At 70.3% G+C, this 15,679-nt stretch carries 14 protein-coding genes and 1 pseudogene; 8 read left to right on the top strand and 7 right to left on the bottom strand.

Going from position 1 to position 15,679, the window contains the following annotated elements:
• Positions 1–197: 197 nt before the first annotated feature.
• The 4 genes from ACWGJB_RS16960 to ACWGJB_RS16945 are packed head-to-tail and all read right to left on the bottom strand — an operon-like array spanning position 198 to position 4,145.
• Positions 198–1,472, bottom strand: a complete 1,275-nt coding sequence (locus ACWGJB_RS16960) for a COG4705 family protein (RefSeq protein WP_453380934.1) — start codon at positions 1,470–1,472, stop codon at positions 198–200.
• A gap of 38 nt (positions 1,473–1,510) precedes the next feature.
• The gene (locus ACWGJB_RS16955; protein ID WP_453380933.1) at positions 1,511–2,779 is read right to left on the bottom strand and encodes a sensor histidine kinase; all 1,269 of its coding nucleotides are present in this window, start codon (positions 2,777–2,779) and stop codon (positions 1,511–1,513) included.
• Entirely contained in the window at positions 2,770–3,423 is a 654-nt protein-coding gene (locus tag ACWGJB_RS16950) for a response regulator transcription factor (RefSeq protein WP_453380932.1), read from the bottom strand. The genes ACWGJB_RS16955 and ACWGJB_RS16950 overlap by 10 nt, the downstream gene beginning before the upstream one ends.
• A gap of 32 nt (positions 3,424–3,455) precedes the next feature.
• Complete coding sequence (locus tag ACWGJB_RS16945; RefSeq protein ID WP_453380931.1) at positions 3,456–4,145, bottom strand: DedA family protein; 690 nt, start codon at positions 4,143–4,145, stop codon at positions 3,456–3,458.
• 540 nt (positions 4,146–4,685) lie between these two features.
• On the opposite strand from ACWGJB_RS16945, the gene ACWGJB_RS16940 reads away from it, so the two are divergent.
• From ACWGJB_RS16940 to ACWGJB_RS16925, 4 genes are all read left to right on the top strand, one after another.
• Positions 4,686–5,471: a COG4705 family protein gene (locus tag ACWGJB_RS16940; RefSeq protein WP_453380930.1), complete on the top strand. Its 786-nt coding sequence runs from the start codon at positions 4,686–4,688 to the stop codon at positions 5,469–5,471.
• A gap of 53 nt (positions 5,472–5,524) precedes the next feature.
• A complete protein-coding gene (locus ACWGJB_RS16935; RefSeq protein ID WP_453380929.1) occupies positions 5,525–5,953 on the top strand; it encodes a BlaI/MecI/CopY family transcriptional regulator in 429 nt (142 codons plus the stop codon).
• A gap of 4 nt (positions 5,954–5,957) precedes the next feature.
• Positions 5,958–6,986, top strand: a complete 1,029-nt coding sequence (locus ACWGJB_RS16930; protein WP_453380928.1) for a M56 family metallopeptidase — start codon at positions 5,958–5,960, stop codon at positions 6,984–6,986.
• 61 nt (positions 6,987–7,047) lie between these two features.
• Positions 7,048–7,482: a hypothetical protein gene (locus ACWGJB_RS16925; protein ID WP_453380927.1), complete on the top strand. Its 435-nt coding sequence runs from the start codon at positions 7,048–7,050 to the stop codon at positions 7,480–7,482.
• 22 nt (positions 7,483–7,504) lie between these two features.
• Here ACWGJB_RS16925 and ACWGJB_RS16920 read toward each other — a convergent pair whose 3' ends face one another.
• Positions 7,505–8,086, bottom strand: coding sequence for a phosphatase PAP2 family protein (locus tag ACWGJB_RS16920; RefSeq protein WP_453380926.1), 582 nt, complete (start codon positions 8,084–8,086; stop codon positions 7,505–7,507).
• Positions 8,083–8,793, bottom strand: coding sequence for a DedA family protein (locus ACWGJB_RS16915; RefSeq protein ID WP_453380925.1), 711 nt, complete (start codon positions 8,791–8,793; stop codon positions 8,083–8,085). The genes ACWGJB_RS16920 and ACWGJB_RS16915 overlap by 4 nt, the downstream gene beginning before the upstream one ends.
• A gap of 292 nt (positions 8,794–9,085) precedes the next feature.
• Between ACWGJB_RS16915 and ACWGJB_RS16910 the strand changes: the two genes are divergently transcribed.
• Both ACWGJB_RS16910 and ACWGJB_RS16905 read left to right on the top strand, forming a co-directional pair.
• Positions 9,086–10,420: an MGDG synthase family glycosyltransferase gene (locus ACWGJB_RS16910; protein ID WP_453380924.1), complete on the top strand. Its 1,335-nt coding sequence runs from the start codon at positions 9,086–9,088 to the stop codon at positions 10,418–10,420.
• Positions 10,417–11,169, top strand: a complete 753-nt coding sequence (locus ACWGJB_RS16905) for a polysaccharide deacetylase family protein (RefSeq protein ID WP_453380923.1) — start codon at positions 10,417–10,419, stop codon at positions 11,167–11,169. The genes ACWGJB_RS16910 and ACWGJB_RS16905 overlap by 4 nt, the downstream gene beginning before the upstream one ends.
• A 310-nt stretch (positions 11,170–11,479) precedes the next feature.
• Here the strand turns inward: ACWGJB_RS16905 and ACWGJB_RS16900 are convergent, their stop codons facing one another.
• Entirely contained in the window at positions 11,480–13,696 is a 2,217-nt protein-coding gene (locus ACWGJB_RS16900) for a transglycosylase domain-containing protein (protein ID WP_453380922.1), read from the bottom strand.
• Between the two features lie 503 nt (positions 13,697–14,199).
• Between ACWGJB_RS16900 and ACWGJB_RS16895 the strand changes: the two are divergent.
• A pseudogene (locus ACWGJB_RS16895) lies at positions 14,200–14,488 on the top strand (helix-turn-helix domain-containing protein); the annotation flags it as partial.
• A 184-nt stretch (positions 14,489–14,672) separates the two neighbouring features.
• The gene (locus tag ACWGJB_RS16890; protein WP_453380921.1) at positions 14,673–15,518 is read left to right on the top strand and encodes a helix-turn-helix domain-containing protein; all 846 of its coding nucleotides are present in this window, start codon (positions 14,673–14,675) and stop codon (positions 15,516–15,518) included.
• Positions 15,519–15,679: the final 161 nt, after the last annotated feature.

The following is a 15,679-nucleotide window of genomic DNA, read 5'->3' as shown; positions in this document are numbered from 1 at the left end:
GCTCCGCCCTTGCCGCCGGGCACCAGGTCCCCGTCCTACATCAGCCGTGACTCCCGCGCGATGTACATCTCCAACCGGGGCGAGGGCACCATCTCCGATGAGCAGCTCGCCCGCATCAGGCTGGGCAGTGGCCCGCCGGCCTCGCGGTGACGCGTGATCGGCGGCGACTCCAGCGGAGTCGCCGCCGATCAGGTCCGTCAGCGCATATCCGTGAGGAGGGTGCGGAGTTCGGTCACCTGGTGGGCCGGCGACATCGGCGGGTTCGAGTGGTCGATACCGAAGGTCTTCAGGACCTGGTCCATCTGGGCGTCGAGGAACGTCCATCCGGTGTTGTCCAGCGGCTGCAACGAAGCCTGGTCGGCATCCCAGAGGTCTCGCAGCGACTGGGCAGCTGTGTGGGCCCCGGTAGCGTTCCCCGACTGCACGTCCCTGAGCGAGGTCGATGCGAGTGTCCGCAGCGCGTCGACCTTCGTGGACGGGAACTTCTTCACGGCCTGGCCAGGCGCGAGGTGAACGGTGGAGGTGGCGTCTTCTTCCGGCGCCGGGCCGACGTGCGGCTGGCTGTGCGCCCAGACCAGCAGGACCCCGGTGGCCACGGCGAGGAGGCCGAAGCCCACCAGCGCGGTGCGCTCCCTGCGCGGGTTCGGGGTGATCTGCGGGGTGTGCGTGGCGTCGTAGGTCTCGGTCACGTCGGAACGCGTCACCGTCAGGTAGATGACGGTCGCCAGGATGAGGCCGAGGAAGATCAGGCTGGTGGTGAAGGTGCCCAGGGCGAGGCCGCTCGGCTCGCCCGGCTGAGCGACCTTCGGGGAGGCGAGCCAGTCACCGATGTTGGCGCCCAGCGGGCGGGTCAGGATGTAGGCGAGCCAGAAGGACAGCACCGGGTTCGCGCCGAACTTCCGCAGCAGCGTGATCGAAGCGATGAGGCCGAGCGGCAGCAGGACCGAGACTCCCGGGCTCCAGCCGGTGAGCTCGAGGGTCCAGTCGCCGGTCGCGGTGCCGAGCGCGAAGGTGACGAGAACGGTGAGCCAGTAGAACGACTCACGCGACAGCGTCGTGACCGAGTGGATCGAGAGGGTGCGCTCGCGCAGCCACCACGCGCCGAAGACCACGGCGAGCAGGACCGAGAACACCGTGGTGCTGATCCACAGCGGCACGTTGAGCTGGTCGGTGAGGATGTCTGTGTAGAGCGTGCCCGTGACGCTGACAACGACCACGGTCAGCCAGTACGGGAACGGGACGTACCGCTTCAGCCGCAGCTGGACGCCCAGGGCCACGACGAACACGGCGGTGAAGATCCAAGCTGTGTTCACCAGGCCGACGCCCAGCTTCATGTTGATCCAGTCGGCGAAGCTCTCACCGACGGTAGTGCACAGGATCTTGATCACCCAGAACCAGATGGTGACCTCGGGAACCTTGTTCAGCATCAGCTGCCCACTGCGCCGCGTGCGGGCTTCGCTCGTCGTTGTCATGCGCCGAGGTTGGCTCGGCCAACCTGCACACAACCTGACTACGCGTTCGCCTCTGCCGTGGGGAAGGTCACCTCGACGCGACCGTGACCAGCCGCGATCGCACGGACTGCCACTCCCGCGGACGCGGCGAGACGCTTTACCACCGCCAGCCCCAACCCGTGCCCGTCGCCGCTGGTCACGCCCGCTTCGAAGACCCTGTCGACCTCCGCCGGATCGAACCCCGGGCCGTCGTCGAGGACATCGATCACGACCCCCTGGGACTGGATGCGCGCCGTGACCCAGACCCGCGAACTCGCATGCCGCAGGCCGTTCTCCAGCAGGGGCGACAACACAGCCACGACGAGTTCGGTCGCCACGGCGACGTCGACGTTGGCCGGGATGGCGAGTTCGATGGAGCGACCGGCGATCGCCTGTCGCGCCGCCGCCCTGAGATCGCAGCGGGTACCGCCGTCGATCCGTGTCCGGGCGGCACCAAGAATCGTGGTGATCGCCGTGTTCAGGCGGTCGACCTCGGTCAGAACGGCCGCCGGTGCCACATGCTGACCGGAAAGTTGCGCCAACTGTGCCTCGCCTCGCAGGGCCGTCAGGGGCGTCCGCAACTCATGTGCGATCTCATCGGTGAGCCGGCGCTCGTCCGCGAGCGCGTTGTCCACGCGGTCGAGCAGGCGATCGAGAGTTCGCCCGAGCTCCCCGAATTCATCGTGAGGAACGCCGAGGTCGAATCGGCGCCCGGGTTCGTGATCGCCCCATTCGTCGGCGAGAGCCGCCATTTCGTGGACCACCCGCAACGCACGACCCACCACGAGGTGCGCAACGACGCCTGCGAGCAGGATCGAGATGCCGCCCAGAATGAGCGACATCGTCAGGCTGTGCTGCTCCGACGTCTCGTACGGCGTCAGATCCACCCTCACGACCACCATGACGCGGTGGCCTTCCAGCCGGATCGGCTGGGCATACAGAAGGTGACCGCCGACCGTGGTGGTCTGGGACCGCCCGGAGCCGACGAGCGCATCGACGCGGTCAAGGACGCTGCCCGGCACGATTCCGTCGATGAGGTGCCCGTCGGCGTACACCCACGAGACCGTGTCCAGTGCTTCGTTGCCGCCCTCGATCAGCACGACGTGGCCACCGCGTACGGCTACGTTCGCCGCCACCGCCTCCGCACGTGTATGCGCCAGAGCGTTCGCGTCGGCGTCGGTCACCTGGCTCAGCAACACGTGCGAGACCACCACCAGCACTGCGACCACCGCTGTGGCGATCAGAACCGCGAGCGCGACGACCCTCCCTCGGAAACCTGTCACTCCCATCGATAGCCCACCCCGCGGACCGTCGCCAGGCGATCGGCCACGCCCAGCGCACCGAGCTTGGTCCGTAGCCGGCGAACGTAGGAGTCAAGGGTGTTGTCGCTGACCTGCGCGCCATGCGGCCAGCCCGCAGCAACCAGGGCATGGCGGCGTACCGCGTCACCCTGTGAGGCGATGAGCCTGCCCAACAGCCGAAATTCGGTCGGCGTCAGGCTCTCGCTCGTCGAACCGTGGACCACAACATGTTTCGCCGGATCGAGAACGACGCCCCTCGGTGGGGTCGTCGCGGTTGTTCTGCGCAGCAGGGCGCGGACCCTCACCAGCAGCTCCGGGATGTCGAACGGTTTCGTCATGTAGTCGTCGGCTCCCGCCTCGAAGCCGCCCACCTTGTGATGCATGCCGTCCAGAGCGGTGAGCATCAGCACTGGGGCGTCAATGCCACGGGCCCGCAGCGCCAAGCAGACATCGCGGCCGTCAGCGTCCGGGAGTCCTAGATCCAGGACGACCAGTTGAGGGACCGGCTCGAGTTGCCGCAACAGGCTGTCCGCAGTGGAAGCGACTGCGACCGTATGGCCGTCGTGCTCAAGTGCGCGCTTGAGGACGTCACGGACCGCCGCATCATCCTCACACACCACAATAAAAGTCACAGGATGACCCTAGGCACTCCAGTAACCGTTCTCTATTTTCCCTGGCCAGCGCCCTGGTGGTGCGCGAGATCCGCCCGTGCCGCCCGGCGCCCGCGGTACACCTCGGCGACGAGGGGGACCAGAGACACGACGACGATCAGTGCCACCAACGGGAGCAGGTAGCGGTCGACGTTCGGGATCGACGAGCCGAGCGCGTACCCGGCGAGGGTAAGGCCGACGCTCCACCCAAGCCCGCCGACGACCTGCCACAGGGTGAACGTCCGTACCGGCACCTCCAGCGCGCCCGCCACCGGATTGAGGACCGTGCGCACCACGGGCACGAAACGGGCCAGCACGACGGCCTTGGGATACCCATAGCGCTCCAGGAGCTCCTCGGCGCGCTTTGCTCCTTCGTGCAGCCGCGGGGAGTGGCTGCGAGCCAGCAGTGCTCCGCCGGCCTTCCGCCCGAGCAGATATCCGCACTGAGCCCCGGCCAGCGCGCCTGCTGCCGCCGCCACGAGCAAGGGGCCGAGAGACAGATGCAGGCTTCCCTGCGCCGACCCCGTGCACAGCAGGCCGGCGGTGAACAGCAGGGAGTCGCCCGGCAGGAAGAATCCGACCAGCAGTCCTGTCTCGGCGAACATCACCACCGCGACGCCCAGCACACCGAAGGCCGCTAGCAGGGAGTGGGCGTCGAGCACGTTCACTGCCAACTGGGACGCCGCCGGAATCGGTGCCGTCATGGAGCAGGGTCCTTTCGGATGGATGAGTTCAGACAGACAACTATCCGACTACAGCCTTGTAGACATCTTCTGGAACCCTGGACGCCCGCCGGGAGCATCCGCTCCCGCACGTCACCCTGGCGCGGCCGACGGCAGAACGTCGGCACAGGCCGGAAGGCTGCCCGGTTCCCGCGATACGCCCACCATACGCCCCACCTCTACGTGATGTAGTAGATGTTCGCACATCATCTGGAATATCACATTTCGCCTGGCAGGCGGGCGAGAGGAGAGAGGTGGCGTCATGGCCGACGCCGCCCGGCGGCTTCCGCGCGGTGCAGTCACGGACCTTTCTCATCGCGGCCGCCGGCGCCCCGACGACGATCACGACGGCCCGCGCGCCGGCAATATCATCCCCGTAACCACCGTGACCAGGTGCTTTGGCGAGGCATTCAGGTTGTTGTCAGGTTGGACGCGCGGTAATGAAAATCATGCACCGGAAGTCCCCAAGCGACGGTAAAGGGGCCGGGGGCTGCGGGAGATGGCCATGTCATCGTGCGGACCATGACCACAGACCGTCTCCTCGACGACCGCCCCCTCGCCCCCTTGCGCACCATGGCGAACAAGGTGCCGGAAGTCACCGCCTATTTCTGGATCATCAAGGTTCTCACCACCGGGATGGGCGAGACCGCGTCAGACCTGCTGGCCAAGGTCCTCGGCCCGGTGCCGGCGGTCGGTCTCGTAGGTCTCGCCCTGGCGCTCTCCCTGGCCGTGCAGTTCGCCGTGCGCCGTTACGTCGCCTGGGTCTACTGGACGGCCGTCGTCATGGTCAGCGTCTTCGGCACGATGGCCGCCGACGTGCTGCACGTCGGTCTCGGCGTGCCGTACATCGTGTCCACTCCGCTCTTCCTCGTCACGCTGGCCGCGGTTTTCGCCCTCTGGTACGCCGTCGAGCGCACCCTGTCGATCCACAGCATCACCACGCGCAGCCGGGAGCTCTTCTACTGGGCTGCCGTCCTGGCCACCTTCGCCCTCGGCACGGCCGCCGGCGACCTCACCGCGACCGCTGGATTCGGCTACCTCGGCTCGGCCGTCCTCTTCGCCGTGGCAATCTGCGTGCCCGCACTCGCCCACCGCTTCGGCACCCTGGCCGCCGTGCCCGCCTTCTGGACGGCGTACGTCATCACCCGCCCCCTGGGCGCGTCCCTCGCCGACTGGATGGCACTCGGCCACACTCGTGGCGGCCTCGGGTTCGGACTCGGTCCGGTCACCCTCGCCTGGACGGTCGCCATCGCCTGCTTCGTCGGCTACCTCGCGGTATCACGCAAGGACACGTCCTACAACAAGTAGGACATGGGCGGGTAGCCTGTACGCAACGACGGCGAGGGAAGGCGGACGGTGAGGTGACGGGCCAGGGAGACGAGGAAGCCCACGAGGCATCCGGCAGGCGGGCGCGCGGCCAACTGGAGAGCGATGTACTCGCCGCACTCTGGGCGGCAGACGGTCCGCGGACCGCGCGGGAAGTCCGGGAGCAGCTGCCGGGGGACCTCGCCTACACGACCGTACTCACCATCCTGTCCCGGCTGCATGACAAGGGCATGCTGGTGCGGCACCGCGAGGGCCGCGGCTATGCCTACGAGCCGGCCCGCGACGAGGCGTCGCACACCGCCCAGCGCATGCACTCGCTGCTGACGGGTGGCTCCGACCGTCAGGCGGTGCTGGCCCGCTTCGTCTCGGAACTGTCCGAACAGGACGAGCACCTGCTGCAGCAGCTGCTGTCTGGACACGACGACACACTCCCCGAGAGCCGGCGCTCGCCCGGGAAGCGGTGAGCCGGTGCTCATCAGCGTCTACATCCCGTTCCTCGTCACGGCGGCACTCGCCGTGCTCGCACCGCCCGTGGCGCACCGGCTGCCCCCGCGCCCAGCGGCCCTGGCGCTGGCCTGCGCCGCGCTGGTCACGGCGGCCGGATGGGCGGGATCCCTCGCCCTGCTGGCTTTCACCGGAGTGGCGCAGATCCCGCAGGTCGCCGAGGAGGGCCGCTGGTCCGTGTCCACACTGCGCTCCCAGGACCCCGTCTATGCCGTGGTCGCGGCCGTCAGCACCCTGGTGCTCGCGGTGTGTGTCGGCTCCCTCGGCGTGGCCGCCGTCCGGCAGGGCCGCCATCTGCTCCGGGCCCGGCGGGAGTGCGCCGAGCTGCCCGGGCACACGGAGCTGGCCGTACTCGATGACGACGTCCCGCTGGCCTTCGCACTGCCTGGGACACCGGGCCGGATCGTCGTCTCCCGGGGGATGCTGCGCCGTCTCGGTGATGCCGAACGCGAGGCACTACTCGCCCACGAGCGGGCGCATCTGCGCGGGCGTCACCACGTCTTCCAGAGCGTGTGGCGGCTCACGGCCGCCCTGAACCCGTTGCTGCGGCCGGTGGCCGTCGCGGGCAACTTTGTCCTAGAGCGCTGGGCCGACGAGGAGGCCGCCGAGCAGGTCGGTGACCGTACGGTCGTCGCCCACGCCGTGGGCCGCGCCGCCCTGGCATCCACCGGTGCGTCCCGCCCCGCCGCGCTGGCCGCGACCGGCGGGGTGGTGCCCCAGCGGGTACGGGCCCTGCTGGCCCCGCCGCCCGCCCGCCGCAGCCTGCCCTTGCTGGCGGGTGGTCTGCTGCTGGCCGTCTGCTGCGCAAGCCTGGCCAACGCAGCCTCGGACAGCGACCGCATGCTGGACAGTGCGCAGTCGGCGCTATGCAGGGCGCATGCCGACACCACCCCCGCAGCCGCGCCGACCGACCACGACGATGCCCCTGGCCACGGACCGGACGGCTGTTGTGCAGACCCCGATCATCCGGAGCACGCAGAGCGGCACTTCTGACCTGCCCGGCGCCGGTCCTCACCCCGTCGCGCGGTCGCCCGGGCGGACTGGCAGGAGCACGGTGAACGTGCCCCGTGCGTGGCTCGCCCGTGAGCCGGCCGCCGAGCGAGCGGTCCGGTTCACGGGCGAGCGCGAGTGCGACGCCGACGCCTGGCCCGCGCCGGTGCGCAACGACTCGGTGGCGCGCGCGATCCCGATCGCCTGCTACGCCGAGTCCGCGTCCACCGACACCGGCGGCCACAACGAGAACCCGCGACCGCCGCCCTCGTGCGCACCACCCAGGGGAATGCTGGTCGCCGTAATCACTGCTGACTGCGGCAAGCCGCAGCGTTACGCCCGAGGCTGGCTCCGGGTTCGTCTGGACGGCCCGGTGTACGCGCACCTTGCCCCCAGGTCCCCCTGGCACACGGCCGTCTGGCTGCTGGCGACCTGCCTGCTGGCCCTGGTGCCGGGACTCCTGGGCCTGGCCGTTCTGGTACACCGCAAGATGTTGTGAGGCTGCGCTGTCGGACGGGCGATCATAGTGGATCCCCGGTCGAAGCGGCTTGCCGGGCCGACGTTGTGGTGGCGATGAGCTCGGTCGTCAGCAACGGGCGCAGCGACCCATGGCTCAGGGAGCCGACCAACGGGGTGGGCCAGCGGCGCAGTGCCGAGCTGACGAGAAGGGCGACCGGAAGTGCGACGGCAGCGGAGCCGAGGACGTCGTGGGGGTAGTGGGCGCCTACGTACACCCGGCTGAAGCCCTCCAGTACGGCGAACACTGCGGCGACGGCACTCAGCCGACGATCGAGCAGGAAGAGCGCTGCCACGGTCGCGGCGGCCACGGCGGCGTGCCCGCTGGGGAAGGCGTAGTCCGAAGGTGCCGGGCAGGCGTCGACCAGGTAGGCGTGGGGCATCGACCGGCAGGGCCGCACCTCCGCAACGAGCTTCTTGACGACCTCGGCGGCGGCGAAGGCGGTCAGGACGGCGACCGGCGCGGCTAGCGCGACGGTCATCGCCTGCGGGCCACGGCGCCGTGCGGTCCACCAGCCCGCGATCATGAGGATGGCGAAGACCCCGAGACCGAGGTTGGTCCACCGCTCTGGAAGCCGTCTGGTCACCGACGTCGCGCCCGCCCGGGGCCGGGCACGGTCGAGGCCCGGATGTTCGCCGCGAGTGCGTCGCGGTCCGCCTCGGCCGGGACGGAGGGCGCCCGGCGGGTCCGCAGCCACTCGACGACAGGAGGCAGCAACCCGGCGGCAACCACAGCCCCGATGGCAGGCATCAGGTATGCCGTCCCGTGCCGCCCACTCTCGCCGAGCGCGTAGCCGGCAAGCACCAGCGACTGCGACCAGACGATGCCGGCCAGGGACTGCCACAGAGTGAAGGACGCAGTCGGCATGCCCAGCAGGCCGGCCGCCGGATGGACCAGGGTGCGCACCACCGGGACGAACCGCCCCAGCAATACCGCCCGCCTGGGCCCGTAGCGCGCGAACAGCGCCTCGGCCCGCCTGGTTCGGGCCTCACTCCGGCCCCCCGGCCGACGCAGCCGCATCGCCCGGCCGCCGCGCCGCCCCAGCCAGAAACCGGTCTGCGCGCCGGTGAGCGCACCCACACCTGCGCATGTCAGCACCAAGGGCAGTGACAGCCGGGCCGCACCCAGCGCAGTGAGCGAGCACGCCAGCCCGGCCGGCAACAGCAGGGTGTCACCGGGCAGGAAAACGCCCACCACGGGCAGAGCGGCCTCGGCGAAGACCACGACCAGTACGGCCCATGCCCCGAACCTCGTCAGCATCGCCTGTGGATCCAGCGCTGCCGCAATGGTCATGAGACCTGACGCCATCGGCGCCCCTCCCCTCGGTGAACCACCGCCGCCTCTACATCTCGTAGTAACTAGACCGGCATCAACCGGGATGCCGGAGCCCGAGCGGCCGCCGGACCCCCACCCCGCGACGGTCGTTTCCTAAGTTCTACACCATGTAGTAGCTTCCCTTCTCGGCACCACAGCGGTCGAGTCATGGCCCTGGCCCGCGCGCAGGCGCGGCCTCGGCCTGCCCGCAGCGCCGTCTGGGCCGGGGCATGCCCGGCGTGCCCCGTAGCCCATCAGGAGGCGATCCACCGTGGTCCACCGCGACGACCTGGTGCCGGAGTCGGCGCCCTCGCTGACCGCCGCACAGCCGCAGGGCGGTGCTGGGCGGATCGCGATCATCTCGGCCGGTGTCGGCGCGGGACACGACGGCGCGGCCGCGGGGCTGGCCCAGAGGCTCACCGAGCACGGGTACCTGGTGGACCGGCACGACTTCCTCGACCTGCTGCCCACCGGTACGGGCCGACTGCTGTGCGGTACCTACCACCGCATGCTGACCTGGATACCGGACGGCTACCAACGCCTGTACGCGGCCACCGACCGGCCCGCACGCCCCGGCGCAGTGTGGCGGGCGCTGTTCCGCGCAGCCGAGCAGCGCACACTGCGGGCGCTCGCTCCGGACACCCGCGCGGTCGTCTCCACCTACCCCGGCGCCAGCCAGGTCCTAGGCGCGCTGCGCCGGCGCGGCAAGCTGACGGTGCCGGCCTTCACCTACCTCACCGACTTCTCCGTCCACGCCCTGTGGGTGGCCCCCGGCATCGACGCCCACCTGGCCGTGCACCCGGTACCGGCGGCCCAGGCCCACGTACAGGGCGCGGCCGCCGCCACCGTCGTCGGTCCGGTCACCGACGCACGCTTCACCCCCGCCACCGCCGGGCAACGGAGTGCCGCCCGCGAGCGGTTCGCCCTGCCCGCGGACGCGCCCCTGGCCCTGCTGGTTGCCGGGTCGTGGGGGGTCGGGCCGGTGCGACGGGCCGCCGCCGAGATACGGGACACCGGGGTCGCGGTGCCCGTGGTGGTGTGCGGGCGCAACCAGGCCCTCGCGGAGGAGTTGCGCCGGGACGGCGTAGAGCATGCCTTCGGCTGGGTGGACGACATGCCCGGGCTGATGCACGCCTGCGACGTCCTGGTGCAGAACGCGGGCGGACTGACCTCACTGGAGGCGTTCGCCGCCGGACTGCCGGTGGCCAGCTACCGCTGCATCCCCGGTCACGGCCAGACCAACGCGGACGCCCTGGACGAGGCGGGCCTGGCGGCCTGGATCCGCGACCCGGCGGACCTCGGCCCGGTACTGACCGAGCTCCTCCACGGACCGCGCGGTCGGGCCCAGCGCGCGGTGGGACTCGACCTGCACCGCCTGGCTCCCGGACCGGTGACCGCCATCGCCGCCAGAACCGGGCCGCACCCCGCGCCGGACGCACAGCCCGTGGTGAGGCGCTTCCCCGGCCGACGACGGATCGCCCTGACGGCCGTCACCGTGGCGGCCACGGCCTGTCTGGGCGTCGCCGCCCCGCTGGCCCACGCCTACAACGAAACGCCCGCCCGCTTCAACGCCGTCGCCCATTACCTGGACGGAGACGGACGATGACCCCGGCCCGTCTCGCCCGCGCCACGGCGCTCGCCTCTGCCGCAGCGGTGCCGGCGCTCGCGGCATTGCACGCGGCACCCGTGATCTCCGCGTTCGGGCCGCTGCGCAACGCGGCCATGCCGCGCCTGGCCGGCCGAGGCCGGCCGGATCACGTCGCGCTCACCTTCGACGACGGCCCCGACCACCTGTCCACCCCGCGCTTCCTCGACTTCCTCGACGCACGCGGGCTGCGGGCCACTTTCTTCCTGCTCGGCTCGATGCTGGCCCGCTCACCGGGACTGGCCAAAGAGATGGCCGCGGCCGGGCACGAGATCGCCGTTCACGGCTGGCACCACCGCCCCCTGCTGCTCCGCGGTCCCCACGCCACCTACGACGACCTCGCCCGCGCCCGCGACGCCGTGGCCGACGTCACCGGCAGGCCACCCATGCTCTTCCGGCCGCCGTACGGGGTGATGAGCACCGCCGCCCATCTGGCCTGCCGCCGCCTCGGCCTGACCCCGGTGCTGTGGACCTGCTGGGGCGAAGACTGGCGCAAGCGGGCCACCCCACAGTCCGTCGAGCACACCGTCCTGACAGACCTGCGCGGTGGCGGCACCATCCTGCTGCACGACTCCGACTGCACCTCCGCCACCGGCTCCTGGCGCACCACCCTCGCCGCGCTGCCCCGCATCCTCGACGCCTGCCAGAAACGCGGCTGGCAGGTCGGCCCCCTGTGCGAACACGGCGTCCCCGGGCTGCCCCGCCGGTGAACACTCGCGCCGGAACACGCTGCCCAGCGCCGGCTGCGCTGTCGGTGTTCGCCACGGCGACTGCGGAGTCCCCGGCGTTCTTCCTCCAAGTCATCACGCCGTCGGCTGTGTTCCGCCATGATCCGAGTGAGGGGTTGAGCCACAGTCGGAGCCGCAGACGAGTGCTTCCAGGCGGTCGGCGACTCCACGAGTCAAATCCCGGTGGCAGTACCCGCCCAGGCCCTTCAGCGACTGTGGATCCGCGGCGATCGGATCGGCGTCCCCACGACATTACTGGCGGTGAGGCACCGCCGGACCGCCATGAGGCGGCTCAAGGCCCCCTGCGGACTCCTGTCGGCGTCGGTGTGCTGGTCGTCGGTGTGGGTGAGGTGTTGCCGCCGGTTGTACCGCCGAGGAGACCGCCGCCCGTACCTGCAGTGGTTGCGGCGGTGTCGGTCGGACTCGGGCTGACACAGTGCCTCCCGTGCCCGCGGCACGGTGCGGTGGTGGGGGTCGGGGTGGCCGGCACGGTCGGGGAGGCCGGGGGTGTGCTCTGGGCCAGGGTGGCGGAGGGGGTGGGCGAAGGCGCGCCGTATTCGTTCGTGCTCTGGCCCAGTTGGGGTGCGGGCGGGAACTGCTGGACGGGCTGTCCCCGGAGGGCGGCAGTCATGTAGCCGGTCCACACCTCGGTGGGCATGTCGGCGCCGAAGACCTTGGCGTAGCCGCCGACACCTTGCATGGACCGGAGGCCGGCGTTCTTCGGGTCCTCCTTGAACATGCTCACCGCCGTCGTCAGTTGGGGGGTGTAGCCGATGAACCAGGCGGACTTGTAGTCGTCGGTCGTGCCCGTCTTGCCGGCCGCCGGGCGGCCCAGGGCCAGGGCGTTGGTACCGGTGCCGTTCTTGACGACGCCTCGCAGGACGTCGGTGACGGTGTCGGCGGTCGTCGCGGGCATGGCCGTGGTGCCCTTGGGCTTGTCGAAGCCGGTCAGCTGCCGGCCGTCGGCGACGACCTTGGTCACCGAGTACGGCTCGTGCTGGACCCCGCCGTCGTCGAAGGTGGCGTACACGTCCGCCATCCGGATCGCCGACGGTGTGGAGGTACCGATGTAGAAGCCCGGGGTGTCGTACTGCAGGCTCGTGCGCAGCAGCCCCGCCTTCAGGGCCTCGCCCTCCACGTTGCCGTAGCCGACGTACTCGCCGAGCTGGACGTAGGGGGTGTTGACCGACTGCTCCATCGCCTTGCGCAAAGTGATGTAACCCCACTTCGTGGACACGTCGTTGCGCTGGTGCAGGAGCCCCGTGGGGTCGTTCGCATCCGGCAGCTCCCGGCCCTGCTGGTTCTTGATCGTGATGCGGTCGTCGCCGTCGAACTTCGAGTCTGGAGTGATCGGTGAGGCCGGCTGCCCGGGAGAGAGTACGGCACCGTGGTCGAGAGCGGCGGCCAGGTCGACGGGTTTGAAGGTGGAGCCGACCGGCACGCCGGTCGCGTCCGCGTTGTCCGTCCAGTGCCCCTTGTTCCAGCCGGGCCCTCCGTACAGCGCGACGATCGCCCCGGTCGACGGACTGATCGACGCCGCGCCGACCTGGACGTCCTTGTCGGCCGTGCGGTGCTGCGGGTCGAGATGCTTCCGCTCCATCGCCGTGACGGACGCCGACAGGGCACTGACCTTCTTCTTGTCGAAGGTGGTGTAGATCTGGTACCCGCCGTGGCCCAGCTGCTGGTCCGTGCGGGACGTGTGGGCCTCGACGTACTTCTCCGCGGCCTGCACCAGGTATCCGGTCTGCCCGGCCATGCCCGCCGACGGCGTGTACGGCTCGGGCGTGGGGAAGCCCGCCGCGAGGTACCGCTGTTCCTGGGCGGCGGTGATCTTGTGGATCTTGGCCATGCGGTCCAGCACGTACTTCCAGCGTGCCTTGGCCTGGGCCTTGGCCTGCGGGTCGGTGTCGGCGTGCATCAGCAGGCTCGGCTCGTTGACCGTGGCGGCGATGAAGGCCCCCTGGCTGACGTTCAGCTGGAGGGCGTGCACGTGGTAGTAGGTACGGGCCGCGGCTTCGATCCCGTAGGCGTCCCGGCCGTAGTAGCAGGTGTTGAGGTAGCCCTGCAGTATCTGCTCCTTGGGCATCTGGCCGCCGATCTTCAGGGAGATCATGATCTCCCTGAGCTTGCGGGTGACCGACTGGTCCTGGCTGAGGTAGGTGTTCTTCACGAACTGCTGGGTGATCGTGGACCCCGACTGCACCTCACCGCCCGTGACCATGTGGTAGACGGCGCGGAGCATGCCCTGCGTGTCGACGCCCGGATCGGAGTAGAAGGTGGCGTTCTCCGCGGCGAGGAAGTCCCACTGGACCAGTTTCGGGACCTGGGCGAGATCGACGTTCTGCCGGTTGGTCGCCCCCTGGGTGGTCATCACCGAGCCGTCCGACCAGTAGTAGGTGTTGCTCTGCGCTTGCGTACTGGGGTTCGCGCCGGGGATCGTCGTCGTGGCGTAGGCGTAGCCGAACAGGCCCAGCAGGCCGACAACGAACAGCAGGAAGGTGCCCGACACCAGCTTCCACGAAGGCAGCCACCGCCGGAAACCGCGTCGACCGGCGCGCGGGTAGTCGATCAGGCTCCGCCCACGGGGCCGTGCGACGTCCGCATGTCGCGTGCCGGCAGATCGGCGGGCGCGTCCGTCCCGGGACTGCGCAGCCCTGCGCGCCGCTGCCCGGCCACCGTTGTGCATGCCGTCAGAGCCGGACGGTGTGGTCCTCCCCGACGATCGGCGCCGGTGTTCGCTCATTCTCGCCACTCCTCAGTCAGCGACCCGTCCCCCGTCAGCGCCGGGATGCCACCCACGGGGTGCCCTCTTGGGGCCTGCCGGGGCGCGCTTGCACCCCTGACACCTACTACATGTTGTAAGAATAAGGCGCGCCCGCACTACGCATGCGGCCGCCCCCTGGCCAGAGGCGCAAGGCAGCGGGCCGCCTTCGAAAGCTGCGGCTCCGGTCTCCGTGCCTGCCCGCAGCCCCTCGAGTGGACAGCTGGGGTGTTAGGGCTGAGCGGGTGTGAGTGGAGACGTTCACGGGGCTGCGGACGCAGTTCTCGGGTCTGTTGAAGGTGGTGTGAGAGCGGGGCGGAGACGGCGCTTTGCGGGGCCGGCCGTGGGCGCTGCCGCTGGCCGAGAGGGTGCTTTCTGGTCGCGGTGTACTACCGGACGAACATCACGCTGAGGCAGCCCGACCCGCTGTTCGGTGTCTCCTCTCTCGACCGGGTGCCGGGTCATCCCAACGGGTGGGTCCCTACTCTCGACAAGCCTGCCGGCCGCCCGGCGGAGGCCACAGACCGGTTATTGATCATGCTGTTGACCTGCAACAACCTACCGAGCAAGGCGAGAGTAAGGCGAATACGACCCGGATTCGACCCCGCACCTTCCCATGCCCCTGAAAGGCCCGTCTGACCCGTACAAACAGCGACGCGAGGCAGTCGGAGACTGGGACTGCCGGTACCAGGCACATCCGCGGTCGGCGGTGTTGACTGGGGGCATGACGGCGACGGAACTCGGACGGGCGCTGCGGCGCTGGCGCGACCGAGTGGCCCCGGACGCGGCGGGGCTGCCGGTCGGTGGCCAGCGGCGCGCGGCCGGGCTGCGACGCGAGGAGCTGGCGCTGCTGGCCGGGATCTCGGTCGACTACGTCACCCGCCTCGAACAGGGCCGGGCGGTCAATCCGTCCGTACAGGTCGTCGAGGCGCTGGCGCGGGCGCTGCGGCTCTCCGCGGACGAGCGGACCTACTTGTTCGGGCTGTCGGGGCTGGTGCCGCCGGGTCCGGACGTGGTTCCCGGGTATCTCACGCCCAGCGTGCAGCGGCTGCTGGACCGGCTGTCCGGCACTCCCGTCGCGGTCTCCGACGCGGCGATGACCCTGCTGGTGGCCAATCCGATGTACGCGGCGCTGATGGGCGACCCGTCCGGTCGGCGCGGCTTCGAACGCAACGGCGTCTGGCGCAACTTCCTCGGCCGGCCGACCCGGGTGCGGCACGCACCCGAGGAGCGGCTCGCCTTCGAGGCCGGCATGGTCGCCGAACTGCGTTCGACGGCCGCCCGCTATCCGGCCGACCGCCAACTACAGCGCATGATCACGGAGTTGCGTGCCGGGAGTGAGCGGTTCGCCGAGCTGTGGGACGCGGGGGTCGTCGGCCGGCTGGAGGCGTCTCGCAAGACCATCGAGCATCCGCAGGTCGGCCTGCTCACGCTGGACTGCGACCAGCTCCGGGTCGAACAGCACGACCTGCACATCCTCGTGTACTCGGCCGAGCCGGGCACCGAGGACGCCGAGAAACTGGAACTGATCTCGGTACTCGGTACCCAGAGCCTGGCCGAGCGGCACTAGCTCCGTACTGCGCGGGTGGCCGGGGACGGGTGACCAGGACGAGGGGTATCCCCGCGTAAAGCACGGGCATCGACGATGGAGCCGCGGAGATCTCCCAGATCACCGGCACCATGAACGGTCTGCGCGCGATGGCCGGAGCGAAAGAGTCGGCTTGGGACCCA

This window comes from Streptomyces sp. NPDC054813, assembly GCF_053611365.1.
Note: the sequence above shows the minus strand (reverse complement) of the source record. Positions and strands in the feature narration are given on the sequence as shown.